Source organism: Bradyrhizobium sp. MOS002 (assembly GCF_003020115.1).
Lineage (GTDB): Bacteria > Pseudomonadota > Alphaproteobacteria > Rhizobiales > Xanthobacteraceae > Bradyrhizobium.
Window position 1 is genome coordinate 19357 of the sequence record NZ_PYFX01000008.1, and the last position, 23492, is coordinate 42848.

Sequence of the window (23492 nt, forward strand, 5' to 3'; positions counted from 1 at the left end):
AAGGACGCCGCGAAATCTCCCACAAAATTAACCCGGCTTAAGTCGGGCCTGGGCCATTGATCGTGAAAAGGTTTTTCGAATGGGACGGCCGGACAAATCCATGAAGCGAACCGAGCCCCGCGACGGGCTGATCGGCGCGTTCCTGTACTGGCTCGGCGGCTACGAGATCGAGGACGGCCTGACAGCCGGTCTCAGCGAGCGCGAGCTGAGCCGCATCCGCGCCAAACAGATCGACGCGGTGACGCGGCTGATCCCAGTGACGATGGCCGTCAACATGCTCAACGTCGCCATCGTGCTGATCTTGTTTTGGGGCCGGGGCTGGAACGACTTTCTCGCGATCTGGGGCCTGACCCTCGCCGCCACCGCCTCGCTCGCGGTGCGCGCGTGGCGGCGCTCCCACCAGAGCCCGCCGCAGGAAGCCTCGCCCCGTGCCGCGCGGCAGATGTTGCGGCAGGCGTTTTTCCTCGCCGCGATCTGGGGCACGCTACCGGTCGCGCTGTTCAGCCGCATCGAGCCGACCAGCCAGCTCATTCTCGCCTGCCTGATGGTCGGCATGATGTCCGGCGGTGCCTTCACGCTCTCGACCTTCCCGCGCGCCGGCCTCGTCTATCTCGCGATGACGACGATCGCCTGCGCCGGGGCGTTGCTGTTGTGCGGCACCGGGCCTTACCTCGTGACCGCGCTGTTCCTGCTGCTGTTCGCGTTCTTCATGGCGCGCAACATCGTCTCGCAAGGCAATCTGTTCCTCGGCAATCTCAAGGCCCAGCTCGAGCTCGAGCGCCAGACCGAGATCATTTCGCTATTGCTGAAGGATTTTCAGGAGAATGCCAGCGACTGGCTGTGGCAGACCGACGCCGAAGGGCATCTGGTCGACGTGCCCGAGCGCTTCGCGGCCGTCGCACAGCTGCCGCTGCCGCTGCTGAAGGGCTCGCATTTCGCCGACGTGCTCGACATGCTGTGCCCCGAAGACAAGAGCGCGGCCTACAACGTCGTCGGCCTGATGGAGCATGCCGAACCGCTGCACGAGATGAACCTCAAGGTGGTCGCCGGCGGCGAGGCGCGGCTGTGGTCGCTCACTGCGAAGCCGGCCTACGACCGCGACGGTCAATTCCTCGGCTATCGCGGCTTCGGCCGCGACGTGACCGAACGCTGGCGCGCGGAAAAGGCCGAGGCCGAGAGCCGAGCCAAATCGGATTTCCTCGCCGTGATGAGCCACGAGATCCGCACGCCGATGAACGGCGTGCTCGGGCTTGCCAGCATGCTGCTGGAGACAAAACTCGATCCGGAGCAGCACGAGGCCGTCACCACGATCCGCGAGTCCGGCGACAATCTCCAGCGCATCCTCAACGACATCCTGGACCTTTCCAAGCTCGAGGCCGGACGCTTCGCGTTCGAGGTGATCGACTTCGCGCCGCAGGCGCTGGTCGAAGCAGTGGCGACCGTCGTGCGCGCGAGCGCCAAGGGCAAGGGGCTCGCGGTCAAGGTCGAGCTCGATCCCAACCTGCCGCCGACGCTGCGCGGCGATGCCGCGCGTATCCGCCAGGTGCTGCTCAATCTCGCCTCCAACGCGGTGAAGTTCACCGACGAAGGCGAAGTCACGATCACAGCTGTCTGTCAGGCTTGCCGCGATCTGCTCGCCACCGTCGAGTGGAGCGTGACCGACAGCGGCATCGGGATCGCCCCCGAGAAGCTCGGCCAGCTCTTCTCCGACTTCGCCCAGGCCGACGCCTCGATCAGCCGCCGCTTCGGCGGCACCGGGCTTGGGCTTGCGATCTCCCGGCGCATCATCGAGCAGATGGGCGGCACCATCGGTGTCACCTCGACGCCGGGCGAAGGCTCGACCTTCCGCTTCACGCTGGTGCTGCCGTGGAGCCAGGTGCAAACGTCCGATCAGGACGCAGGCCGCGAGGAAGCCGACGATCTCAGGGCGCGCATCGCGGGCCTCGACCGACCGCTGAAGGTGCTGGTCGCCGAGGACGACGCGGTCAACCGCATGGTCGTCAGCAAGATGCTCGGCGCATTCGACGTCGAGTTGCGCGTCGTGACCGACGGTGTCGAAGCCGTCGCGGCCGTGTCCGAAGGCGATTACGATATCGTGCTGATGGACGTGCGCATGCCCGAGATGGACGGCCTTGCCGCGACCCGCGCGATCCGCGCCGAGGGCGGACGCTTCGCGGCCTTGCCGATCATCGCGCTGACCGCCAACGCCTTCCCCGAGGACGTCAAGATCTGCCGCGAGGCGGGGATGTCCGACTTCCTGGCCAAACCGCTGCGCAAGCCCGCGCTGGTCGCGGCGCTGCTGCATGCGCTGACGGATGCGGCGTCAGCGGATGCGCCCCTCCAGCCGCAGCTTGCGCCGCTCGCGGCGGACTGGGCGGACGAGGCCGGCTGGAGTGATGAGGAAAGGCAGATGACCGGCGCGTAAGCGCGTTACAGTTTCCCAAAGACTCGCGCGGCGACCACCTTCAGGCGCTCGACCGAGCCTGATTCCGGATGCGGCTTGACTGGCGCGAACAGGATCGAAGCTTGCCTGCCGTTCTTCCAGACGAAGATGTTGACGGCATTGCCGTTGCCCTTGGTGCAGGAATGCTCGCCGAACGCTTCACTGCCGAGCTCGGGGATCGCGACGTGCTTGCAAGGGCCAGTGCGTTTCATCATGCTGATGACGGTGTCGCGCGAGATCGCGATCACCGCGACCGTCATGGTGTTGGCCTCGCGATCGAACATCATGCAGCTGCCCCCACCGGTCCGCTGGACCGTCAGCGTGTTCTTGTCGAGAAAGCCGTCGGCATCCGCCGCAGTGAGCCATTCGCAAGTGCCGAACCGCTCGCTGGTCTTGCTGACATTGCCGATGGCGACGCGCGCGGCTTGGGTGATCGGTCCGAGCAGCGCGTCGTCGGCACGCCGGCCGATCGGATAGACGCTGATCTGCAGAATGTAATCGCCGGACAAGGCAACGACCGAGGCCTCCTGTCGCTCCGCGCCGGCTGCGCTCGTTCCGCCCTGGCCTTCGTCGCCGATCCCCGCGACTGCGTTAAGCGGCATGCGTTCGCCAAGCGTCTTGACGAAGGTCGCGTATAATTCCCTGGCGCGGTCCTTGTCGGGATTGCGGAACACGGTCAACATCATCGTGTTGCCGCCTCCGGCCTGGTAGATGCAGCCGCGGCCGTCCTGATTTGAAATCAACGACCATTTGAGCGCCGGCATCGCGCCGGCGAGCTCCTGGGTACTGATGAACGGGCAGGTTTCGGCAGCGTGCACCGGAGGCACCGGGAGGGCGGCAACTGCAAGGAATAGAACGAAGCAACGGAACAGCCGATCGATAATGCGCATTTGATAATTGACTTTCGCTAATGGCGCGCCACGTCTGATGAAGGTGGACGGAATGATTCCGCCGTGGCGCTATGATGCCGCCGCGGTCTGGCATGCGCTCCAAGCGGCAGCATGCTCGATCTTGTCGCTGCCGAGGATGTCTCGTGATACTGGCTTATCGGATAGGGGGAACAAACGTGGGATCATGTCACGACTGACGCCTAACGTTTGCTGGGCGGCTCGCTAAGTAAATTTTCGCTCAATCCGAATGCATCGCGCCGGCTTCCCGGCTACTTTGCACGAGGTTGTTTTTCAGATTTTGAGTTGGGTTAAATCGAGAAGCTGGTCCCGCAGCCGCAGGACGCCGTGGCGTTGGGATTGTTGACCCGGAACGAGGCGCCGATCAGATCGTCGACGAAATCCACCTGCGAGCCCGCGAGGAACGGCTGCGAGGCGGAATCGACCAGCACCACCGCGTTGTCCTGCTCGATCACGAGATCATCGTCGGTGCGGGCACGGTCGATGTCGAACTTGTACTGGAAGCCGGAGCAGCCACCGCCCTCGACCGAGATCCGCAGCATCGCACCAGACCCTTCGCCCTTGAGGATCTCCCCAATCCGGCGTGCGGCCTTGTCACTGATGGTCACGTCAGTCGTCATCGTAGATCTCCGATAGCCCCGCGGTCATACCAAATTCACTTGCCCAATTCATTTGGTATCCCGCACCCGGCATAGTTAAGTGTCACCATACGCAGAATCAAATGGATAGGGACTAAATTCGCCGTGTCCGTCGGAATGGCAGCCCCCCGCGCGCCCTATGCCTGCGACCCCGAGCGCAGCCGAGGCCGGCTGGTCGCGGAGCCGCCGAGCCGGACCCGCAGCCCGTTCCGGCGGGATTGCGACCGGGTGATCCACTCCACCGCGTTCCGCCGGCTGAAGTACAAGACCCAGGTGTTCGTGTTCCACGAGGGCGACCACTACCGCACCCGGCTGACCCATTCCCTGGAGGTGGCGCAGATCGCCCGGGCGCTGGCCCGGCAGCTCGGGCTGGACGAGGACCTCACGGAAACCCTGGCGCTCGCCCACGACCTCGGCCATCCGCCGTTCGGGCACGCCGGCGAGCGGGCGCTGGACGCCTGCCTGACGGATTTTGGCGGCTTCGACCACAACGCCCAAACGCTGCGCGTGGTTGCGGCGCTGGAACACCGCTATCCCGAATTCGACGGGCTCAACCTGACCTGGGAGGCGCTGGAGGGCATCGTCAAGCACAACGGCCCACTGACCGATCGCAGCGGTGCGCCGGTCGGGCGTTATCGCGAGCACGGCATTCCGATCGGCATCGCCGACTACATCAAGACCTACGATCTCGAATTATGGAGTTTCGCCTCGCTGGAGGCGCAAGTCGCCGCGATCGCCGACGACATCGCCTATGATGCCCACGATATCGACGACGGCCTGCGCGCCGGCCTGTTTCACCTCGACGACCTCAAGGTGATGCCGCTGACCGCGGAGATCATTGCCGAGACCTCGGCGCATTATCCCGATCTCGAAGACGTCAGGCGTGGCGCCGAGCTGGTGCGCGAGCTGATCTCGCACCTGATCGGCGCCGTGTTCGCCGATGCGCAGACAAACCTTGCCGCCGTGAAACCGCAATCCGCCCAGGACGTCCGCCAGCAGAGCCGGGCATTGATCGCGTTCCCCGCCGCGGTCGCCGAGGAGGAGGCCGCCATCAAGCGCTTTCTCTATCAGCACATGTATCGCCACAAGCGGGTCATGCGCGTGATGGGCGAGGCGGAACAGATCCTGTTCGACCTGTTCGCAAAATACCTCACATCGCCCGGCGAGCTGCCGCCGGAATGGCTGGTCGGGGCGGAAGCGGACAATAAGGGCGACCGGGCCCGCCGGATCGGGAATTTCATTGCTGGAATGACCGACCGTTTCGCCCTTACCGAGCACCAGCGGCTCTTTGACTCGACCCCGGATTTGCGTTAGGCGGCCCCCATGCCCGACACATCCTCAGCACTGCACCTGTTCGCCGACGTGCTCGCGCGCGTGCACGCCGTCTGCCGCGCGCTCGCGGCGGAAGCCAACTGGCCCGAGGGCATCGATGTCTCGCGCGTGGTGGTCGAGCCGCCGCGCGATGCCTCCCATGGCGACATGGCGACCAACGCGGCCATGGTGCTTGCAAAAGAGGCGAAGGCGAAGCCGCGCGATCTCGCGGAGCAGATCGCCGAACGGCTGCGCGCGGACCCGCTGATCACCAAGGTCGACGTCGCCGGTCCCGGCTTCATCAACCTGACGCTGAAGCCGGCCGCATGGGCCGAGGCGCTACGGACGGTGCTGCGCGAGGGCGCCGATTACGGCCGCGTCCGCGGCGGCTCCAAGGTCAACGTCGAATATGTCTCCGCCAACCCGACCGGACCGATGCATGTCGGCCATTGCCGCGGCGCCGTGTTCGGCGACGCGCTGGCGAGCCTGCTCGAGTTCGCAGGCCGTGACGTCACGCGCGAATATTACATCAACGACGCCGGCGCCCAGGTCGACGTGCTCGCACGCTCCGCGTTCCTCAGATATCGCGAGGCGCTCGGCGAGGACATCGGCGCGATCCCGGAAGGCCTTTATCCCGGCGATTATCTGAAGCCGGTCGGGCAGGCGCTGGCGCAGGAGCACGGCGCCAAGCTCCTCGCCATGAGCGAGGGCGCGTGGCTGCCGACGGTGCGCGCCAAGGCGATCGCGATGATGATGGACGAGATCAAGGACGATCTCGCCGCGCTCAACATCCGCCACGACGTGTTCTTCTCCGAGCGCTCGCTGCAGGACGCCGGCAACAACAAGGTCGCTGAGACCATCGATTTCCTGCGCGCCAAGGGCGACATCTACCAGGGCCGTCTGCCGCCGCCAAAGGGGGCCCCGGCCGAGGATTGGGAAGATCGCGAGCAATTGCTGTTCAAGGCGACCGCTTATGGCGACGACGTCGATCGCCCGCTGATCAAGTCGGATAATTCCTACACCTACTTCGCCGCCGACATCGCCTACCACAAGAACAAGTTCGACCGCGGCTTTGCCGAGATGATCGACGTCTGGGGCGCCGACCATGGCGGCTACATCAAGCGCATGCAGGCGGCGGTGAAGGCGACGACCTCCGGCAAGGGGGCGCTCGACGTCAAGATCGTCCAGCTGGTGAAGTTGCTGCGCAACGGCGAGCCGGTGAAAATGTCGAAGCGGAGCGGGGACTTCGTCACCTTGCGTGAGGTGGTGGATGAAGTCGGCCAGGACGCCGTCCGCTTCATGATGCTCTACCGCAAGAACGACGCGGTGCTCGATTTCGACCTTGCCAAGGTCATGGAACAGTCGCGCGACAATCCGGTCTTCTACGTGCAATACGGCCACGCCCGCGGCCACTCGATCTTCCGCAACGCCCGCGCCGAGGTGTTCCCGGAACTCCCGGAGGACCCGGGAAAGCGCATCGCCTGGCTCGGTGAGTCGGCGGTGGAACGGCTGTCGGACCAGGCTGAACTCGACCTTCTTAAGCGGCTCGCAATTTTTCCGCGCATGCTGGAAGCGGCGGCCAGCGCCCACGAGCCGCACCGAATTGCCTTCTATCTCTATGACTTAGCGAGCGAATTTCATGCACTTTGGACGAAGGGGCGCGATTTGCCCTATTTACGCTTCATTATCAATAATGATGCAGATCTAACGAAGGCGCGGCTGGCCATGGTCCAGGGCGTCGTCTCTGTCCTGGCATCGGGCCTCGCCATCCTCGGCGTCCATGCTCCGGACGAGATGCGGTAGTTTGGGGCGAACTACTTAAGGGATTTCGGGGGTAACCGGCAGAAGCCGGATCGCTTAGACTTGGTTGAAAGCCTTGTGGGTCGAAAGCCGTGCCTTGGTCGAGGGGCGCGCGGCTTTCCCGAAGGGACGCATCATCACGATGGCCGAACGATATCAGGACAGACCGTTTCCTTCCGATGACTATCGCGGTGGCGATCAGCATGGGAGCGGCGATCCCTTGGCCGAACTTGCCCGCCTGATCGGGCAGACCGATCCGTTCGCAGCGCAAGGGCGGCCTGGCGCGCACCCGCCAGCAGCGCGTGCGCCTGCCCAGAGCCATCAGGACGACGACTATCGCCATGACGATGACCAGCAGGACTATGCCGAGCAGGCCCCGCCGCCGCCCGGGCCACCCTCATGGATGCGGCGCGCCAATGTGCAGCCGCAGACGGCGCCAGCTGAGCCTGCCTATCCTGCTTCCGTAAACCCGGTTCATCCACTGCATCGTTATTCAGCCCAGCCGACTGCGCCCGAGCCCGAACCGGATTTTCGTCAGCCGCAGACCTATCCGGATCAGGCCTATCAAGCTCCTGGCTATCAGGATCAGGCCTACCAGCAGCATGATCAGGCTTACGAGCAGCGCGATCAGGCTTACCAAGAGCAAGCCTATCAGCAGCCCGATCCGGCGCGCTACGACGATGCGCTCTACGGACGGCTGGAGGCGGGCGAGCAGGACTATCAGCGCGATCCCGCCTATCCCGACGATCCTTACGCTTTCCAGAGCGACTATCCCGAGGCCGATCTCGACGAGCCGAAGAAGCAGCGCGGCGGCATGATGACGGTCGCGGCGATCCTGGCTCTTGCCGTGGTCGGGACCGGTGCGGCCTTCGCCTATAAGACCTATGTGGGCTCGCCCCGCAGCGGCGAGCCGCCGATCATCAAGGCCGACAACACGCCGACCAAAATCGTGCCGGCGCCGTCGGACTCCTCGGCCAAGGTGCCGGACCGCATGGTCACCGGTGATGGCACCGAGAAGATCGTGCCTCGCGAGGAAGCGCCTGTCGACGTCAACGCCAAGGCGGGAGGTCCCCGCGTGGTATTTCCGCCGCTGAACCAGAACGCGAATCCGCCGCCGGTCGCAAGCGTGTCGCCGTCCAGCATTCCGCTGTCGAGTGCGGGGTCGATCCCGAGCAACGGCACGCTGCCGAACAATTCGCCGCGCGCGATCAGGACTGTGGCCGTGAAGGGCGATCAGACCGACGCCACGGCATCACAAGCCGCCACGGCCGCGAAGCCGGCAGCTCTCCCGAAACCTGTTGCGGCACCGGCTGCACCGCGCACGCCGCCGACCTCGGCCAATGCCAGTGCCAATCAGCCGCTTTCGCTGGCGCCGCAATCGGCTCCGGCTGCGGAGCCGCCGCAGCGGATGGCTGCGACCAATCCGACGCAAATAGCGCCCGCGAGCAGCGGTGGCGGCGGCTACGTCGTGCAGGTCTCCTCGCAGCAGACCGAGGATAGCGCCCACGCCTCCTACCGGGTGCTTCAGAGCAAGTACGGCAGCGTGCTTGGCTCCCGCGCCCCGGTGGTCAAGCGGGTCGACCTGACCGACAAGGGCAAGGGAATCGTCTACCGCGCCTTCGCTGGGCCCTACGGTTCGCTCGAAGAAGCGAACCAGGCCTGCAACAGTTTGAAATCCGCTGGCCTGTCTGCCTGCTTCGTCCAGAGGAATTAACGGCCGTTTCCTTGACCCTCTCGCGGGTCAGGGTTAATCGGCCATATGAGCACGCGGGCTTTCATTACCGGCGTTTCCGGAACGGAACTAACCGCCCCCGAGCGGGAGTTTATCCGCAGCGAACGCCCATGGGGTTTCATCCTCTTCAAGCGCAACGTCGAGACGCCGGCTCAAGTTGCTGCACTCGTTGCGGAATTGCGGGCGGTTGCAGGTTTTGCGGATGCCCCTGTCCTGATCGACCAGGAGGGTGGACGGGTGCAGCGGCTAGGGCCGCCGCATTGGCCGGTCTATCCGCCGGGCGCTATTTTCGCAGGTCTCTACGACACTGATTCGGCGCTCGGGCTGACCGCGGCGCGCCTCAGCGCCCGGCTGATCGCGGCCGATCTCGTAGATCTCGGCATTACTGTGGATTGCTTGCCGCTGGCCGACGTGCCGGTTGCGGGCGCCGATGCCGTCATTGGGAACAGGGCTTACGGCACCTCGCCGGGCAAGGTCGCGGCGATCGCTCGCGCGGTCACCGAGGGTCTGGAGGAGGGCGGCGTGCTGCCGGTCCTCAAGCATATCCCCGGCCATGGCAGGGCCACCGCCGATACCCATTTCAAGCTGCCGACGGTCGATACGCCCCGGGACGAACTGGAACGGACCGACTTCGCAGCATTCAAGCCGCTGGCGGATTTGCCGATGGCCATGACTGCACATGTTGTGTTTAGCGCGGTCGACCCCGCCCATCCGGCGACGACATCTGCGACAATGATCGCTGAGGTGATTCGCGGCACAATCGGGTTCCAGGGTTTGTTAATGAGTGATGACGTGTCGATGAATGCGCTGGCGGGCAATATCGCTGAACGGACCCGCGCCATCTTTGCGGCCGGCTGCGACATGGCCCTGCATTGCAACGGCAACATCGAGGAGATGCGTGAGGTCGCCGGCCAGACACCCGAACTGGGGGGCAGGGCGCTGGAGCGGGCGAAGACCGCGCTCGCGGCGCGTAAAGGACCGCAACCGTTCGATCGCGCGGCCGCGCGCGCCGAACTGGACGCATTGATCGCACGGGCAAACACGGCATCGGCATGACCGCAGAAATCCTATCGTTTGAAACCGGGCGGCCTGCAGAGCTCGCCGAGGGTGAGCCGGCGTTGGTGGTGGACGTCGAGGGTTATGAAGGTCCGCTCGACCTGCTGCTCGCACTGGCGCGGCAGCAGAAGGTCGATCTCGCCAAGATCTCGATCCTGGCGCTCGCCGACCAATATCTCCACTTCATCGAAGCCGCGCGAAAGATCCGCCTCGAGCTTGCCGCCGACTATCTCGTGATGGCGGCCTGGCTGGCCTTCCTGAAATCGCGCCTGCTTCTGCCGGAGCCGCCAAGTGCGGAAGGCCCGAGCGCGGAGCAGATGGCGACGGCGCTCGCCAACCGCCTGCGCCGGCTGGAGGCCATTCGCGAAGCCGCCAACCGGCTGATGAACCGGCAGCAATTGCTGCGCGACATCTTCCCGCGCGGCGAGCCCGAGCAGATCGCCGAGATCAAGCATCCGAAATACACCGCAACGCTCTATGACCTGCTCACCGCTTACGCCGCGCAGCGCCAGTCACGCGTGCTGGCGAGCGTGCATCTGGCCAAGCGCACGGTGTGGTCGCTCGCCGAGGCGCGCGCCACGCTGGAGCGGCTGGTCGGCAGCATCAGCGAGCAAGACGATTGGGGCGTTCTCGACGATTTTCTGCTGCAGCATGTCGCCGATCCGACGCAGCGCGCGACGGTGCTCGCCTCGAGTTTCGCGGCTGCGCTCGAGCTGGTGCGCGAAGGTCAGCTCGAGCTGAATCAGAAAGAGGCGTTTGCGCCCATCTATTTCCGGAAGGGGCGCCCCAAGCCGGTCATGGACGCAGCTCCTGCGCCCGATGCGCCGGTCGCTTAAGTGCAACAAGGAGAATCTGCCATGGCAAGCCTGGCTGAAGTGCGGGTAGAAGAGGCCGAGCCGATGGAGAACGAGTCCCAGGCACGGCCCGAAGAATTGCGGCTGCTGGAAGCGCTGCTGTTCGCTTCGAATGAACCGCTGGACACCGCGACGCTGGCCAAGCGCATGCCCGAGGGCGTGGACGTGAAGGCCGCGCTCGAGCAGTTGCAGGCCGACTATTCCCTGCGCGGCGTGAATCTCGTGCGGGTCGCCAACAAATGGACCTTCCGCACCGCGGGCGATCTCGCCTGGTTGATGACCCGCGAGAGCACCGAGACCCGCCGCCTGTCGCGCGCCGCGATCGAGGTGCTGGCGATCATCGCCTATCACCAGCCGGTGACGCGCGCCGAGATCGAGGAGATCCGCGGCGTCGTCACCTCGAAGGGCACGCTGGACGTGCTGCTGGAAACCGGCTGGATCAAGCCGCGCGGCCGTCGCAAGACGCCGGGCCGTCCCTTGACCTTCGGAACCACCGAGGACTTCCTGTCACAATTCACTCTGGAACAGCTCGGCGATCTGCCGGGTCTGGAGGAGTTGAAGGGCACGGGCCTGCTGGATTCGCGCCTGCCGACCGGATTCAGCGTGCCGACGCCGTCGGATGACCCGACTTTGCGTGAGGACGAGGATCCGCTGGAACCAGGCGAGGACCTTGATCTCGCGCTGGCGCCTGCGGTCGAGCCGGAGACGCCGCCGGAAGACGGCAATGAGGGCGGCAGCGAGGACTGACGTCCCGGCCTTTTACCGGCCCCCTGCGACCAGTTAACACTAGCAAAATTACGTAGCGCCAACAGCGAATTGGCGCTGCCTTGGTCCTTGTTTTTGACACCTGCCAAGCCTAGGTTTCGGTGAAGATCGGCCGGTCCCCGGCCATGCGCGTTTGGAGGGTTGCAGGATGGGTTCACTCAGCATTTGGCACTGGGTCCTGGTGATCGCAGTGGTCCTGCTGCTGTTCGGTCGCGGCAAGATTTCGGATCTGATGGGCGACGTGGCGCAGGGCATCAAGGCGTTCAAGAAGGGCATGCAGGACGACGACAAGGTCGCCGACAAGCCCGAGCCAGCCAAGTCCATCGAGCACAACAATGCCGCGCCGACCGCGGCACGGTCCGACGTCGGCAGCAAGGCCGTCTAAGCCAGAGAGCACGCGAGACGCGGGTAGCGGACCCGATCCTGCGCGCGAGGGATTGGGCCGGCTGCGGCTGGCGTGAACGGAAGACCTCATGTTCGACATCGGGTGGAGTGAACTGGTCCTGATCGGGGTCGTGGCCCTGATCGCCATCGGCCCGAAAGAGCTGCCGGGCGTGCTGCGCATGGTCGGACAGTGGATGGGCAAGGCGCGCAAGATGGCCGCCGAATTCCAGGGCCAATTTCAGGAAGCGATGCGCGAGGCCGAGATGGCCGACCTCAAGAAGAGCTTTGACGAGGTCAAGGAAGCGGCTTCCGGCTTCGCCGGCAACAATCTGATGACCTCACTCCAGAAGGACGTCAGCGACGCGCTCCGCGTCGATGCGCTGGACAAGCCGGTTGAGACCTCCGCCGCTGTCGAACCGGCGGCGACTTCAAGCGAAGCGCTTGCGACTTCAAGCGACGCGCTGACGACGCCCACCACGCCGGAAGCGCCGACGCCTGAGACCTTCGTGGAAGCCGAGGCACATGCGGCCGTCAACGAGCCGCTCGCCATCACCCGTGAGGTCGAGCAGGCGCAGGTCGCGCAAAGTTCGGTCACGCAAGGTTCGGTCACCCAGGACACTGCGCCGGCCGAGGCGATCAAGGACGCCAAAGCGTCATGAGCGCCGCCGATATCGAGGCCAGCAAAGCTCCTCTGATGGACCATTTGATCGAGCTGCGTTCGCGGCTGATCAAAGCGCTGCTTGGCTTCGGCATTGCCTTCATATTCTGCTTCTTCTTCGCCAAGCAGATCTACAACGTGCTGGTCTGGCCGTTCGTGTGGGTCGCTGGTCCCGAGAACTCGAAATTCATCTACACGGCGCTGCTGGAATATTTCATCACCCAGCTCAAGCTCGCGCTGTTCGGCGCCGGCTTCATCTCGTTCCCGATCGTCGCGACGCAGATCTACAAGTTCGTCGCTCCGGGTCTTTACAAGCACGAGAAGCAGGCCTTCCTGCCGTATCTGGTCGCGACCCCGTTCTTCTTCGTGCTGGGCGCAGCACTGGTCTATTTCGTCGTGCTGCCGATGCTGGTCCGCTTCTCGCTCGGCATGCAGCAGGCCGGCAGTGACGAGACCGCGCAGATCCAGCTGCTGCCCAAGGTTGGCGAATATCTGTCGCTGATGATGTCGCTGATCTTCGCCTTCGGCATCGCCTTCCAGCTTCCGGTGATCCTGACGCTGCTCGGCCGCATCGGCATCGTCACGTCAAAAATGCTGCGCGAGAAGCGCCGCTATTTCATCGTCGTCGCCTTCGTCATCGCCGCGGTTCTGACCCCGCCCGACGTGCTCAGCCAGTGCTCGCTCGCGATCCCCTTGCTTTTGCTCTACGAGGGCTCGATCATCGCGGTCGGGATCGTAGAGAAGAAGGCGGCAGCGTCAAATGCCACCGGCACCGACGTATCGACGCCGGCTAATCCGGCGGAGTAGGGCGCCCCATACTCCGGTGTCATTCCCCGCCTTGTGCGCAATTGCGCACTGGAGCGGGGAATCCAGTACGCCGCGGCCCCTCGGAGAATCAGTGCCGTCTCTGGAATACTGGATCGCCCGCTTTCGCGGGCGATGACAGCTGTGCTAGGGGGAAGCGCGCCAATGCCACCTTACAACGTTTGCCGCTGTAGGTTTACGCGCTGGATTCAGGACCACGGCCATGCACGACATCAAATCGATCCGCGACAATCCGCAAGCCTTCGACGCCAGCCTCGCACGACGTGGCCTGAAGCCGTTGTCGGCATCGCTGCTTGCGATCGACGAGACGCGGCGTGCGGCGATCCTGGCTTCCGAGCAGGCGCAGGCGCGGCGCAATGCGGCCTCCAAGGAAATCGGCGATGCCAAGAAGGCCAAGGACGAGGCGCGCGCGGCCAAGCTGATGACGGAGGTCGCCGAGCTCAAGTCCACGATGCCGGAGCTCGAGGCCGCCGCCAAGACTGCCGACGAGGAGCTGACGAAAGAGCTGTCCGCGATTCCGAACATCCCGTTCGACGAAGTGCCCGATGGCGTCGACGAGCACGGCAACGTTCAGCACCATGTGTTCGGCAACAAGCGCAATTACGGCTTTGCGCCGAAGCTGCATGACGATCTCGGCACCGCGCTCGGTGACATGGATTTCGAGGCAGCGGCAAAACTCTCGGGTGCGCGCTTCGTCGTGCTCAAGAAGGGGTTGGCGAGACTGGAGCGCGCGCTCGGCCAGTTCATGCTCGACCTGCATACCAACGAGCACGGCTACACCGAAATCAATCCGCCGCTGCTGGTGCGCAACGAGGTGATGTTCGGCACCGGGCAGTTGCCGAAATTCGAGGACGATCAGTTCTGGGCGATCAAAGGCGAGCTCTTGGCCGCGCCGGACCCCGAGCGGCTGATGACCGAGCGCCTCGGTCTCATTCCGACCGCCGAGGTCGCCCTCACCAACCTCGTCCGCGAATCCATTCTCGACGAGAAGCAGTTGCCGATGCGGCTCACCGCATTGACGCCCTGCTTCCGCGCCGAGGCAGGAGCTGCGGGGCGCGACACCCGCGGCATGATCCGCCAGCACCAGTTCACCAAGGTCGAGCTGGTCTCGATCACGACGCCCGAAACCAGCAAGGACGAGCTTGAGCGGATGCTGTCCTGCGCCGAGCAGGTGCTGCAGAAGCTCGATCTGCATTATCGCGTGATGACGCTGTGCGCAGGAGATATGGGCTTTTCGTCGCAAAAAACCTATGACATCGAGGTCTGGATGCCGGGGCAGGGCGACGGCGGCATGTTCCGCGAGATCTCGAGCTGCTCAGTGTGCGGCGATTTCCAGGCGCGGCGCATGGATGCGCGCTCGCGCGGGCCCGACGGCAAGCCGCGCTTTGTCCACACGCTGAACGGCTCCGGCACCGCGGTCGGCCGTGCGCTGATCGCCGTGATGGAGACCTATCAGCAGGAGGACGGCTCGATTGCGGTGCCAAGCGTGCTCCAGCCCTATATGGGCGGGCTGAAGGCGGTCGGACGCGACTAGGCGTGCTGCCAATCTGAAACGGTCGAAACGTTTGGTTGCGAAGATCGGGCGGCCGGTTATCCTGCCGGCCACCCGACAACGCGAACCCATCGTTCATGGCCTTGCACCGCGACATCTTCTGGGTCGGCAGACAATGGGCGGTGACGGGTGCCGGAATCCAGGCTGTCGATCAGCGGCTGCGTGGCGTGCTCGACATCGAGATCACGCGGCTCTGGGACGATCATCTCGTCCAGAGCCGGCGGGCCAAGGCCGGCGTGAATGCCGTGGATTTCGACCAGGCACTGACGCTGGCACGCGAACGCTTTCCGCAGGCGCCGGTGCCGGACGCGTTCGTCGCACAGCTGGAGGCGCTCGGCGTCATCGAGGCGCCGATCGTGAGCCCGGTCGTGCCGGCGATGAAATTGCACGCGGAGGGCCGGCTGGCGCGCTTCCTGCCACAATGGCGCGTTCGCCGATAGCCGGCAACCGGGTGCCGGCCACAATCGGCCGGTTTGCCTGATCGGCCCCGGCCGGATAAGACGGCTCAGACCCGCTTCAGGAATCGACCTTTCCCATGCGCATTCTCTGCACCAATGACGACGGTATCCACGCCCCCGGCCTCAAGGTCGTGGAGGAGATCGCGCGCGCATTGTCCGATGATGTCTGGGTGGTCGCGCCTGAGCTCGACCAGTCCGGCGTGTCGCATTCGCTGTCGCTGAACGATCCGCTGCGCCTGCGCGAGGTCGGACCGCGGCATTTCGCGGTGCGCGGCACGCCGACCGACTGCGTCATCATGGGCGCGCGCCACATCCTCGGTGCCAAGCTGCCCGATGTCGTGCTGTCCGGCGTCAACAAGGGCCGCAACGTCGCCGAGGACGTGGTCTATTCCGGCACCATCGCCGGCGCGCTGGAAGGCACCATCCTGGGGCTGCCGTCCTTCGCACTGTCTCAGGAATTCAGCGTCGAGACGCGCGAGCGGCCGCTGTGGGACACGGCGCGCAAATTCGGTCCCGACATCCTGCGCAAAGTGATCGCCGCCGGCATCCCGAAGGACACCGTCATCAACGTCAACTTCCCGGCCTGCGCGCCGGAAGATGTGCTTGGCATTCGCGTGACGCGGCAGGGCAAGCGCAATCTCGGCTTCCTCAAGATCGATGAGCGCAAGGACGGCCGTGGCAATCCGTATTTCTGGATCGGCTTCGAGCGCACTGCGATGATGGATACGCCCGCTGAAGGCACCGATCTCGCGGCGCTGCGCGAACGCTACGTCTCCGTCACGCCGCTCAGGCTCGACCGGACCAACGAGGCGTTTTCCGAGGCGCTGAGTGCGACGCTGAAGTAAGTCCGACCTGAAGTAATCCGACCTGGAACGGGGCCTAGCCGCCGCGAAGCGCGGCTTCGATGGTCTTGCCGAGGGCGTCGAGCTGAAACGGCTTCTGAAGCGCCGGCCGATCGCGGTACTGCTCGGGCAGGCCGGAGGAGCCGTACCCGGTGGCGAAGATGAACGGGCAGCCCTTCGCCTTGATGACGTCGGCGACCGGCGAGATGACCTTGCCGTTGACGTTGACGTCGAGAATGGCGATGTCGAACTCGGTTGCCTGGGCGAGCCGCATGGCTTCGGTGATGTCGCCAGCCTCGGCTGCGATCTTGTAGCCAAGCTCTTCGAGCATGTCCGCGACCATCATCCTGATCATCACCTCGTCTTCGACGAGGAATACAGAGCGGCCGGTAAGCCCCGTCGAGGTCATGGTCGAGTCCTTGCCCATTGCCAAAAACGTTCGCAGATAACATGAATCGACGCAATGCGCGTTTCGACGAACTGATGCATGAAAATGGCCGTCGAGGCTCGCCCGTTGCAAGCCAATTTGTGGTCAACTACGCCATCCAAAGCGTATCACGGGTTCCCTGGGCCGGAACAGGAATCTCGCGCCCCAAGGTTGGCGTCCCCGACCCCAAAGACAGCACAAGCAGGCAATGACCTCCCATCAGCACCCGCCGGAAAAGATGATGTTTCAGCTCACGTTGAGGCGTCGGGGCATCAGCGACCAGGCGGTCCTGCGGGCCATGGAGGAGGTGCCGCGCGATCAATTCGTCGACGACGCCGATCGCGACGGGGCGTATCGCGACAGCGCGCTGCCGATCGCCTGCGGGCAGACCATCAGCCAGCCCTTCGTCGTCGCCTACATGACCGAGCAGCTCCAGCTTCAGAAAAAGCACCGCGTGCTCGAGATCGGCGCCGGCTCGGGCTACCAGGCGGCGGTGCTGTCGCGGCTCGCCGGGCAGGTGTTGACGGTCGAGCGCTACCGCAAGCTTGCGGATGCCGCACGTATCAGGCTTGAAAAGCTCAACTATCACAACGTCGAGGTGATGCTGGGCGACGGACTCAATCTGCCTCCCAATATCGGCCCGTTCGACCGCATCATCGTCACGGCCGCGATCGAGCAGCTTCCGGACAACCTGGTCGAGCGGCTGGAGGTTGGCGGCATCCTGATCGCGCCCGTCGGCCCGCATCAGGGGGTGCAGACGCTGATCCGCCTGAGCCGAACCGAAGCCGGGATCGAGCGCAAGGAGCTCGTCGAGGTCCGGTTCGTGCCGGCGCTGCCCGGGGTGGCGCGGGAGCTGTAGAATTCCGGATTGGCTGCGCTGCCAACATCTTATTGGGAGGGTTAAGCCGTTATTTACTCGGCGCGTGTTTACTTAAAAGACCAGTTCTGTTGCGTACGAGTGAGTAACCATGTCCGTTGCCGCCGAGTTGCTTTACTCGCGCCGTGTGCCGCAGGTCGCGGTGCTGGCGCTGATCTCCTTCAGCTTCGCAGGGTGCAGCGCCGACATGTCGTCGCGCATGTCCCAGTCGAACTTCTCCAATCCCTTCGCGCAGGAATCGACCGGTTCGGTGCAACAGGCACCGCCGCCGCAGCGTGAGTTGCCGCAATATTCGCGGCCGCAGACGCAGTCCGGTTACTATCAGTCGCAGCCTTTGCCGCCGGCAGTGTCCGCGCCGCAATCCTATCCCGTTGCGGCAGGCGGTGTGTCCGGAGGCGGCCGCGGTGTCAGCTCCTACGCTCCCCCGGCGCAGCCGCATCTCGAGACCACGGCCACCGTGCCGCCGCGCTCGGTTGCAGCCGCCCAGCCGGTCGGTGGAACCAAGATCATCGTCGGCACCAGCGATACGCTCGACCTGCTTGCCAAACGCTATCGCGTCACGCCGCAGGCGATCCTCGCGGCCAACGGCTATAAGGGCCCGCGCGCGCTCTCGCCCGGCCAGCAACTGATCATTCCGCATCAGGCCACCGCCGCTGCGCCCGCGCCGCTCATGGCTCCCGTTGCGGCGGCCCCCGCGCTGGCGCCTGCTGCGAGGCCGGTTGCCGCCGTTGCCGCACCGTCGAGCACGCACTTCGTGAACCACGGCGACACCCTCGCCAGCATTGCCCGCAAGAACCATATCTCGGCGGCCGAACTGGCCCGCGCCAACGGCCTCGACCCCTCTGCAAAACTCAAGCTCGGCGCCCGGCTGGCCGTGCCCGGCGCCAAGACCGCAGCTGTCGCGGCACCGCTTGCCGCGGCTCCGGTCGGAGCCGCTCCCGTTGTGGGGACGCTGCAGCCCGTTGCGGCCGCCCCTGCGCCCGCCACCAAGATGGCGGCCGTCGCCGCGCCGGTGCAGAGCGCGCGCCTGGCCCAGGCCACGGCGAATGTCGAAGACAAGGCCGCGGAGGCTCCGGCGAAAGCTGCGGAGACCACCAGCGCGCTGCCGACTTTCCGCTGGCCGGTGCGCGGCAAGGTGGTCACGAGCTACGGCGCCAAGACCAATGGCAAGTCCAACGACGGCATCAATCTCGCGGTGCCCGAGGGTACGCCGGTCAAGGCGGCTGAAGACGGTGTCGTTGCCTATTCCGGCAACGAGCTGAAAGGTTACGGCAATCTCGTCCTGGTTCGGCACTCCAACGGCTACGTCACCGCATATGCCCATGCGAGTGAGCTGATGGTGAAGCGCGGCGATACCATCAAGCGCGGCCAGGTCATTGCCAAGTCGGGTCAATCCGGGGAGGTGGCGTCGCCGCAGCTTCACTTCGAGATCCGTAAGGGATCGAGCCCGGTTGACCCGCTTCAATTCCTGAACGGGGCGTGAGGCGCGGGCCTGTAGAGCAGGGGCACGCCGTTACCAAATACAAGCTGTCATCGCCCGCGAAAGCGGGCGATCCAGTATTCCAGAGACAGTCATTGTTGAGCCGAGAAGCCGCGGCGTACTGGATTCCCCGCCTGCGCGGGGAATGACAGTTGTGAGTGAGGCGAAACTGTCCGCTACGTCGCCGCCAGCTTCACGCCGAGCCGTCCCGCAAGCTCCTGCACGAACTGCCAGGCGACGCGGCCCGAGCGCGAACCGCGCGTCGTCGACCATTCAAGTGCCTCGCGTTCCAGCGCGTCGTCGTCGACCTTGACGCCGAAATGGCTGCAATAGCCCCGCACCATGGCGAGATATTCGTCCTGGCTGCAGCGGTGGAAGCCGAGCCAGAGGCCGAAGCGATCCGACAGCGAGACCTTCTCCTCGACGGCTTCGCCGGGATTGATCGCAGTCGAGCGCTCGTTCTCGATCATCTCGCGCGCCAGCAGATGGCGGCGGTTGGAGGTGGCGTAGAGGATGACGTTCTCCGGCCGACCCTCGATGCCACCTTCGAGCACCGCCTTGAGCGATTTGTAGGACGCATCATTGCCGTCGAAGGAGAGGTCGTCGCAGAACACGATGAAGCGGAAGGACGATGCGCGAAGCTGCTCCATGAGGGCGGGCAGGCTCTCGATGTCCTCGCGATGAATCTCGGTCAACTTCAGCTTGTCGGCCGGTTTGCGCTCCGCGTTGATGCTGGCGTGCGCCGCCTTCACCAGCGACGACTTGCCCATGCCGCGCGCGCCCCAGAGCAGCGCGTTGTTGGCGGGCAATCCGTTGGCGAAACGTTCGGTGTTTTCCATCAGGATGTCGCGCATCCGGTCGACGCCCTTGAGCAGGAACAGTTCGACGCGGCTGACGCGCGGGACCGCCGCAAGGCGGCCGTCCGGATGCCAGACGAAAGCGTCCGCCTGCTTGAACGACTCGCGTTGTGCGGCGGGCTTGCCTTGAGCGGAGAGGTGCGCCGCAATCGTCTCCAGCGCGCGAATGATGCGCTCCTGGGAGACGTTTTGGTTCGCCTTGGAAGTCGTCTTGGAAATCGTCTTGGAAGCTGCTTTGAGGGCTGCCTTGGGACGTTTTGCCGCGACGCGGGCTGGCTTCGTGGCAGGGGTGCGGGGGCCTTTGCCGGCCGGGCTTTTGCTTGGTTTTTGGGGCATGTCCGAAGTTCCTGAGAATGCAGCCTTATCGGGCCTGAGCGCGCGCCGCAAGGTGGCTAAAAGGGCGGTCTGGCAGCGTTGCAATTGGGGCAATGGCCGCTATAGTCCGCGCGAATTTGACCGAACCGGTCGCCGCTTGGGCCTGACCGGTTCTCCCCCGTTCTCACGAGGATCGTCCGAATGCTGATTACCCCTGCGTATGCCCAGGCTGCGGGCGCCGGCGACACCAGCGGCATGTTGATGTCGCTGCTGCCGTTCGCCCTGATCTTCGTGATCATGTACTTCCTGATTCTGCGTCCGCAGCAGAAGAAAGTCCGTGACCACGCCGACCTCGTGAAGAACATCCGCCGCGGCGACACCGTCGTGACCTCGGGCGGTCTCGTCGGCAAGGTCACCAAGGTCGTCGACGACGACCAGATCGAGTTCGAGATCGCCGATGGCGTGCGCGTGCGGCAGATGCGCTCGATGGTTTCCGGCGTGCGCGCCAAGGGCGAGCCGGCCAAAGAATCCGCCAAGGATAGCGCCAAGGACGACGCCGCGGCGAAGTGAGCGCTTCCGCGAGTCTCTCAAATCTCCTGATCTGACAGGTCCAGTCGATGTTGTATTTCACGCGGTGGAAGGCGCTCGGGATCATCCTGACGGCGCTGATCGTGTGCCTCTGCGCGGTCCCGAACTTCTTTCCCGAAGCGCAGGTCAAGACCTGGCCGGCCTGGGCGCAGCGTCGGCTCGTGCTCGGTCTCGATCTTCAAGGCGGCTCCTATCTGCTGCTCGAGGTCGACGGCAACTATGTGAAGAAGGAGCGGCTCGACCAGGTCCGCGACGACGTTCGCCGAACGCTGCGCGATGCCAAGATCGGCTTCACCGGCGGCGTCACCGTGCGCAACGACGCGGCCGAGGTTCGGATCACCAAGGAATCCGACCTGCAGCCTGCGCTCGCCAAGCTGCGCGAGCTGTCCCAGCCGCTGGGCGGATTGGTGGGCTCCAGCGGTCAGCGCGACCTGGATGTGACTGACGCTGGCGGCGGCGTGATCCGCCTCGCCATCCCGCAGGCCGCGATGCTCGACCGCATGCGCAAGACCATCGAGCAGTCGATCCAGATCGTCGAACGCCGCGTCAACGAGCTCGGCACCGTCGAACCCGTCATCCAGCGCCAGGGCAACGATCGCATCCTGGTGCAGGTCCCCGGCCTCCAGGACCCGACCCGTCTGAAGGAATTGCTGGGCAAGACCGCGAAGATGGAATTCCGCATGGTCGATGCGTCCGTGCCGCCCGATCAGGCGCAGCAGGGACGTTTGCCGCCGGAATCCGAGCTTCTGATGAGCGCGTCACCGCCGCCCACCCCCTATGTGGTCAAGAAGCAGGTGCTGGTCGCCGGCGGCGATCTGACCGATGCCCAGGCGAGCTTTGACCAGCGCACGAGCGAACCCGTCGTCAGCTTCAAGTTCAATACGTCAGGCGCGCGCAAGTTCTCGCAGGCCACGCAGGAGAATGTCGGGCTGCCTTTCGCGATCGTGCTCGACAACAAGGTCATCTCCGCGCCCGTGATCCGCGAACCGATCACTGGCGGACAGGGCCAGATCTCCGGCAATTTCACCGTGCAATCGGCCAACGATCTCGCGATCCTGCTGCGTGCCGGCGCATTGCCGGCACCGCTCACGGTGGTCGAGGAGCGCACCGTCGGTCCGGGCCTCGGCCAGGATTCGATCGAGAAGGGCGAACTTGCGGCTTACGTCGGCTCGATCCTCGTCATCATCTTCATGCTTTTGACCTACCGCCTGTTCGGCGTGTTCGCCAACATCGCGGTGGCCATCAACGTCGCCATGATCTTCGGCCTGCTGTCGTTGCTCAACGCCACGCTGACGCTGCCCGGCATCGCCGGCATCGTGCTCACCGTCGGCATCGCGGTCGATTCCAACGTGCTGATCTACGAGCGCATCCGCGAGGAATTGCGTGGCGGCCGCAACGCGATCTCGGCGATCGACGCCGGCTTCAAGCGGGCGCTTGCGACCATCCTCGATTCCAACATCACCACTTTCATTGCCGCCGCGGTGCTGTTCTACATCGGCACCGGTCCGGTGCGCGGCTTCGCCGTGACCCTCGGAATCGGCATCATCACCACGGTGTTCACCGCCTTCACCCTGACCCGGCTGATCGTGGCCGGGTGGGTGCGGTGGAAGCGGCCGCAGAGCGTGCCGATCTAGGAGCCTGATCGTGAATCACACCGTTCTCATCGGGCTCGGCGTCGTCATAGCCATTCTCACCGTGGTTGCGGCATTCGGCTGGCTGCCGTCGCTGCGTATCGTCCCCGACGATACCCATTTCGACTTCACGCGGTTTCGCCGGATCAGCTTCCCGATCTCGGCGGCGCTGTCGATCGTCGCGATCACGTTGTTCTTCACCCATGGCCTGAACTTCGGCATCGACTTCCGCGGCGGCACGCTGCTGGAGGTGCAGGCCAAGTCCGGCACCGCCGACATCGCGGCGATGCGCACGACGTTGGATGGCTTGCGTCTCGGCGAAGTCCAGCTGCAGCAATTCGGCGGTCCCGCGGACGTCCTGATCCGCGTGGCGGAGCAGCCGGGCGGCGACGCCGCCCAGCAGGAGGCCGTGCAGAAGGTCCGCACTGCGCTTGGCGATTCCGTCGACTATCGCCGCGTCGAGGTGGTGGGACCGCGCGTATCGGGTGAATTGCTAGCCTACGGCATGCTCGGCCTGATGCTCGCGATCGTCTCGATCCTGATCTATCTCTGGTTCCGATTCGAGTGGCAATTCGCGCTCGGCGCCATGATCGCCAACGTGCACGACATCGTGCTGACGATCGGCTTCATGTCGATCAGTCAGGTCGATTTCGACCTGACCAGCATCGCGGCGCTTTTGACCATTTTGGGCTATTCGCTCAATGACACCGTCGTCATCTACGACCGTATCCGTGAAATGCTGCGGCGCTACAAGAAGATGCCGATGCCGCAGCTGCTCAACGAATCGATCAACTCGACGCTGTCGCGCTCGATCATCACCCACTTCACCGTGACGCTGGCGCTACTGGCCCTGCTGCTGTTCGGCGGCCACGCCATCCACAGCTTCACCGCGGTGATGATGTTCGGCGTGGTGCTGGTCGGCACCTATACCTCGATCTTCATCGCGGCCCCGATCCTGATCTATCTCGGCGTCGGCGAGCATCGCGAAGATGCGGTCGATAAGGCTACGCCGGCGAAGAAAAGCAAGGCATGATCCGAACCGCATGCCCTCGCAGGAGTTTGCGAGGGCAGTAAGCTCATTCGGACGAGGC

At 64.7% G+C, this 23492-nt stretch carries 22 protein-coding genes; 18 read left to right on the forward strand and 4 right to left on the reverse strand.

Going from position 1 to position 23492, the window contains the following annotated elements; all coding sequences use genetic code 11:
- The first annotated feature begins 79 nt into the window (after nt 1–79).
- Nucleotides 80–2425 (forward strand): ATP-binding protein, encoded by a 2346-nt coding sequence (locus C7G41_RS23180; RefSeq protein ID WP_106944704.1) that lies wholly within the window; start codon nt 80–82, stop codon nt 2423–2425.
- 5 nt (nt 2426–2430) lie between these two features.
- Here C7G41_RS23180 and C7G41_RS23185 read toward each other — a convergent pair whose 3' ends face one another.
- Nucleotides 2431–3333 (reverse strand): hypothetical protein, encoded by a 903-nt coding sequence (locus C7G41_RS23185; protein WP_106944705.1) that lies wholly within the window; start codon nt 3331–3333, stop codon nt 2431–2433.
- Between the two features lie 308 nt (nt 3334–3641).
- On the reverse strand, nt 3642–3971 hold the full coding sequence (gene erpA / locus C7G41_RS23190; protein ID WP_007610737.1) for an iron-sulfur cluster insertion protein ErpA: 330 nt from the start codon (nt 3969–3971) through the stop codon (nt 3642–3644).
- A gap of 135 nt (nt 3972–4106) precedes the next feature.
- Here erpA and C7G41_RS23195 point away from each other — a divergent pair, with 135 nt between their 5' ends.
- The 12 genes from C7G41_RS23195 to surE all read left to right on the forward strand — a co-directional run bounded on the left by C7G41_RS23195 (nt 4107) and on the right by surE (nt 16229).
- On the forward strand, nt 4107–5303 hold the full coding sequence (locus C7G41_RS23195) for a deoxyguanosinetriphosphate triphosphohydrolase (protein ID WP_245446644.1): 1197 nt from the start codon (nt 4107–4109) through the stop codon (nt 5301–5303).
- A 9-nt stretch (nt 5304–5312) separates the two neighbouring features.
- Complete coding sequence (argS, locus tag C7G41_RS23200) at nt 5313–7103, forward strand: arginine--tRNA ligase (protein ID WP_106944707.1); 1791 nt, start codon at nt 5313–5315, stop codon at nt 7101–7103.
- Between the two features lie 139 nt (nt 7104–7242).
- On the forward strand, nt 7243–8814 hold the full coding sequence (locus C7G41_RS23205) for an SPOR domain-containing protein (RefSeq protein ID WP_106944872.1): 1572 nt from the start codon (nt 7243–7245) through the stop codon (nt 8812–8814).
- A 45-nt stretch (nt 8815–8859) separates the two neighbouring features.
- Entirely contained in the window at nt 8860–9888 is a 1029-nt protein-coding gene (gene nagZ, locus C7G41_RS23210; protein ID WP_106944708.1) for a beta-N-acetylhexosaminidase, read from the forward strand.
- Complete coding sequence (locus tag C7G41_RS23215) at nt 9885–10724, forward strand: ScpA family protein (protein WP_007590654.1); 840 nt, start codon at nt 9885–9887, stop codon at nt 10722–10724. The genes nagZ and C7G41_RS23215 overlap by 4 nt, the downstream gene beginning before the upstream one ends.
- 21 nt (nt 10725–10745) lie before the next feature.
- On the forward strand, nt 10746–11489 hold the full coding sequence (gene scpB, locus C7G41_RS23220) for an SMC-Scp complex subunit ScpB (RefSeq protein ID WP_199198561.1): 744 nt from the start codon (nt 10746–10748) through the stop codon (nt 11487–11489).
- Between the two features lie 166 nt (nt 11490–11655).
- Nucleotides 11656–11892 carry a twin-arginine translocase TatA/TatE family subunit gene (locus C7G41_RS23225; protein WP_007610722.1) on the forward strand — a complete coding sequence of 79 codons (237 nt, stop codon included), beginning with the start codon at nt 11656–11658 and terminating at the stop codon, nt 11890–11892.
- Nucleotides 11893–11980: 88 nt separating this feature from the next.
- A complete protein-coding gene (gene tatB / locus C7G41_RS23230; RefSeq protein WP_106944710.1) occupies nt 11981–12550 on the forward strand; it encodes a Sec-independent protein translocase protein TatB in 570 nt (189 codons plus the stop codon).
- Nucleotides 12547–13356: a twin-arginine translocase subunit TatC gene (gene tatC / locus C7G41_RS23235; protein ID WP_106944711.1), complete on the forward strand. Its 810-nt coding sequence runs from the start codon at nt 12547–12549 to the stop codon at nt 13354–13356. Before tatB ends, tatC begins: the two co-directional genes overlap by 4 nt.
- 220 nt (nt 13357–13576) lie before the next feature.
- The gene (gene serS / locus C7G41_RS23240) at nt 13577–14908 is read left to right on the forward strand and encodes a serine--tRNA ligase (protein ID WP_106944712.1); all 1332 of its coding nucleotides are present in this window, start codon (nt 13577–13579) and stop codon (nt 14906–14908) included.
- Between the two features lie 95 nt (nt 14909–15003).
- A complete protein-coding gene (locus tag C7G41_RS23245; protein ID WP_106944713.1) occupies nt 15004–15366 on the forward strand; it encodes a hypothetical protein in 363 nt (120 codons plus the stop codon).
- A gap of 95 nt (nt 15367–15461) precedes the next feature.
- On the forward strand, nt 15462–16229 hold the full coding sequence (gene surE / locus C7G41_RS23250) for a 5'/3'-nucleotidase SurE (protein ID WP_106944714.1): 768 nt from the start codon (nt 15462–15464) through the stop codon (nt 16227–16229).
- Nucleotides 16230–16263: 34 nt separating this feature from the next.
- Here the strand turns inward: surE and C7G41_RS23255 are convergent, their stop codons facing one another.
- Nucleotides 16264–16635, reverse strand: a complete 372-nt coding sequence (locus C7G41_RS23255) for a response regulator (RefSeq protein ID WP_027567081.1) — start codon at nt 16633–16635, stop codon at nt 16264–16266.
- Between the two features lie 226 nt (nt 16636–16861).
- Here C7G41_RS23255 and C7G41_RS23260 point away from each other — a divergent pair, with 226 nt between their 5' ends.
- The gene (locus C7G41_RS23260) at nt 16862–17512 is read left to right on the forward strand and encodes a protein-L-isoaspartate(D-aspartate) O-methyltransferase (RefSeq protein WP_106944715.1); all 651 of its coding nucleotides are present in this window, start codon (nt 16862–16864) and stop codon (nt 17510–17512) included.
- A gap of 109 nt (nt 17513–17621) precedes the next feature.
- Nucleotides 17622–19013, forward strand: coding sequence for a LysM peptidoglycan-binding domain-containing M23 family metallopeptidase (locus C7G41_RS23265; protein ID WP_106944716.1), 1392 nt, complete (start codon nt 17622–17624; stop codon nt 19011–19013).
- A 173-nt stretch (nt 19014–19186) separates the two neighbouring features.
- On the opposite strand, the gene C7G41_RS23270 is transcribed toward C7G41_RS23265, so the two are convergent.
- Nucleotides 19187–20203 (reverse strand): ATP-binding protein, encoded by a 1017-nt coding sequence (locus C7G41_RS23270; RefSeq protein WP_106944717.1) that lies wholly within the window; start codon nt 20201–20203, stop codon nt 19187–19189.
- A 180-nt stretch (nt 20204–20383) separates the two neighbouring features.
- Here C7G41_RS23270 and yajC point away from each other — a divergent pair, with 180 nt between their 5' ends.
- Genes yajC through secF form a run of 3 tightly spaced genes read left to right on the forward strand, consistent with a single transcriptional unit; the run spans nt 20384 to nt 23434 of the window.
- Nucleotides 20384–20752, forward strand: coding sequence for a preprotein translocase subunit YajC (yajC, locus tag C7G41_RS23275; protein WP_106944718.1), 369 nt, complete (start codon nt 20384–20386; stop codon nt 20750–20752).
- Nucleotides 20753–20799: 47 nt separating this feature from the next.
- On the forward strand, nt 20800–22404 hold the full coding sequence (secD, locus tag C7G41_RS23280; protein WP_106944719.1) for a protein translocase subunit SecD: 1605 nt from the start codon (nt 20800–20802) through the stop codon (nt 22402–22404).
- A gap of 10 nt (nt 22405–22414) precedes the next feature.
- On the forward strand, nt 22415–23434 hold the full coding sequence (gene secF, locus C7G41_RS23285) for a protein translocase subunit SecF (protein ID WP_106944720.1): 1020 nt from the start codon (nt 22415–22417) through the stop codon (nt 23432–23434).
- Nucleotides 23435–23492 lie beyond the last annotated feature (58 nt).

What these genes read in the sequence shown, in the direction of transcription:
- C7G41_RS23180 (WP_106944704.1), top strand. Translation starts at nt 80, where the DNA reads ATGGGACGGCCGGACAAATCCATGAAGCGAACCGAGCCCCGCGACGGG.
- C7G41_RS23185 (WP_106944705.1), bottom strand. Translation starts at nt 3,333, where the DNA reads ATGCGCATTATCGATCGGCTGTTCCGTTGCTTCGTTCTATTCCTTGCA.
- erpA (WP_007610737.1), bottom strand. Translation starts at nt 3,971, where the DNA reads ATGACGACTGACGTGACCATCAGTGACAAGGCCGCACGCCGGATTGGG.
- C7G41_RS23195 (WP_245446644.1), top strand. Translation starts at nt 4,107, where the DNA reads ATGGCAGCCCCCCGCGCGCCCTATGCCTGCGACCCCGAGCGCAGCCGA.
- argS (WP_106944707.1), top strand. Translation starts at nt 5,313, where the DNA reads ATGCCCGACACATCCTCAGCACTGCACCTGTTCGCCGACGTGCTCGCG.
- C7G41_RS23205 (WP_106944872.1), top strand. Translation starts at nt 7,243, where the DNA reads ATGGCCGAACGATATCAGGACAGACCGTTTCCTTCCGATGACTATCGC.
- nagZ (WP_106944708.1), top strand. Translation starts at nt 8,860, where the DNA reads ATGAGCACGCGGGCTTTCATTACCGGCGTTTCCGGAACGGAACTAACC.
- C7G41_RS23215 (WP_007590654.1), top strand. Translation starts at nt 9,885, where the DNA reads ATGACCGCAGAAATCCTATCGTTTGAAACCGGGCGGCCTGCAGAGCTC.
- scpB (WP_199198561.1), top strand. Translation starts at nt 10,746, where the DNA reads ATGGCAAGCCTGGCTGAAGTGCGGGTAGAAGAGGCCGAGCCGATGGAG.
- C7G41_RS23225 (WP_007610722.1), top strand. Translation starts at nt 11,656, where the DNA reads ATGGGTTCACTCAGCATTTGGCACTGGGTCCTGGTGATCGCAGTGGTC.
- tatB (WP_106944710.1), top strand. Translation starts at nt 11,981, where the DNA reads ATGTTCGACATCGGGTGGAGTGAACTGGTCCTGATCGGGGTCGTGGCC.
- tatC (WP_106944711.1), top strand. Translation starts at nt 12,547, where the DNA reads ATGAGCGCCGCCGATATCGAGGCCAGCAAAGCTCCTCTGATGGACCAT.
- serS (WP_106944712.1), top strand. Translation starts at nt 13,577, where the DNA reads ATGCACGACATCAAATCGATCCGCGACAATCCGCAAGCCTTCGACGCC.
- C7G41_RS23245 (WP_106944713.1), top strand. Translation starts at nt 15,004, where the DNA reads ATGGCCTTGCACCGCGACATCTTCTGGGTCGGCAGACAATGGGCGGTG.
- surE (WP_106944714.1), top strand. Translation starts at nt 15,462, where the DNA reads ATGCGCATTCTCTGCACCAATGACGACGGTATCCACGCCCCCGGCCTC.
- C7G41_RS23255 (WP_027567081.1), bottom strand. Translation starts at nt 16,635, where the DNA reads ATGACCTCGACGGGGCTTACCGGCCGCTCTGTATTCCTCGTCGAAGAC.
- C7G41_RS23260 (WP_106944715.1), top strand. Translation starts at nt 16,862, where the DNA reads ATGACCTCCCATCAGCACCCGCCGGAAAAGATGATGTTTCAGCTCACG.
- C7G41_RS23265 (WP_106944716.1), top strand. Translation starts at nt 17,622, where the DNA reads ATGTCCGTTGCCGCCGAGTTGCTTTACTCGCGCCGTGTGCCGCAGGTC.
- C7G41_RS23270 (WP_106944717.1), bottom strand. Translation starts at nt 20,203, where the DNA reads ATGCCCCAAAAACCAAGCAAAAGCCCGGCCGGCAAAGGCCCCCGCACC.
- yajC (WP_106944718.1), top strand. Translation starts at nt 20,384, where the DNA reads ATGCTGATTACCCCTGCGTATGCCCAGGCTGCGGGCGCCGGCGACACC.
- secD (WP_106944719.1), top strand. Translation starts at nt 20,800, where the DNA reads ATGTTGTATTTCACGCGGTGGAAGGCGCTCGGGATCATCCTGACGGCG.